The organism is Mesorhizobium sp. M1406 (assembly GCF_040317555.1).
GTDB lineage: Bacteria > Pseudomonadota > Alphaproteobacteria > Rhizobiales > Rhizobiaceae > Mesorhizobium.
Genome location: NZ_JAMYKW010000169.1, coordinates 1 through 990, shown reverse-complemented (window position 1 = coordinate 990; position 990 = coordinate 1). Strand labels below are relative to the sequence as shown.

The window sequence follows — 990 nt, the reverse complement described above, 5'->3', positions numbered from 1 at the left end:
TGACTCTTTGGCCGTTGGCTTTGGATAGGCCTTGGCCAATTTAAGGCGCGCTTGTTCGGTTGAGAACATCCAGTTGATGCGGGCGCGGCTGGTGTTTCGCAGGTGCTCCCAGGCAGCGGTCTGTGCGACAAGGCGATCGTAGCTGTCGATCCGGCGATCGAGGCACTGGCCGCGCAGAACGCCGATCTCGATCTCGACCATGTTGAGCCAGCTCGCGTGTTTGGGCGTGTAATGGAACTCCAGCCGTCGCAGGATGCGTCGCGCCTCTGATGCCGGCAAGGCCTGATAGAGCGCGGCGGGCGTGTGGGTCGACAGATTGTCGAGCACCACCCTGACGCGTTCGGCTTGCGGGTAATGGATATCGACGAGGTCGCGCATGCAGTGGGCAAAGTCTTGTGCTGCGCGCCGCTCGGTGACCTTGACCTTGCGCCAGGAACGATGCGCATCGAGGAAGACGAACAGGTTGGCGGTGCCGTTGCGTTTGTACTCGCAGTCGTAGCGCTCCAGCCTTCCCGGCGCGGCCTGGATCGGCTGACGCACTTCGCCGATGAGTTGGGTCGGGCTTTCGTCGAAGCATACCACGGGCCGCTTCGGATCTGCTGCTTCGGCATAGAGGTCGAGCACGTCCTCCATGCGCGCGACATATTCTGCATCGATCTTGGGAATGCACCACATGTCCTTGCGCCAGGGCTTGAGATCGTTCTCGGCCAGGCGCCGACGCACCGTCTCGCGCGACAGCTGTTCGTGCTCGGTCAGCTTGACGAACGCATCGGCCAGCAGCTCAAGGGTCCAGCGGGCCCGCCCGGGCGGCGGGCTGGAGCAGGCGGTGGCCACCAGCAAGGCTTCCTCCTTGCCGCTCAGCTTGCGCTCCGCCCCGGGGCGCGGCTCTTCGCTGAGTGCCGCCTCCAAGCCCATTTCCACGAAGCGGCGCTTGGTGCGGTAGACCGTGGAGCCACCGACCACTACCGTCGTCGCAATGGTCTCGTCGCC

The 990-nt window shown here is 64.2% G+C and carries 1 protein-coding gene; it reads right to left on the bottom strand.

The features are described 5' to 3' along the window. Nucleotides 1-990: IS630 family transposase (locus tag NKH03_RS34770; protein WP_352973352.1), on the bottom strand; the 990-nt coding region annotated here is incomplete at both ends.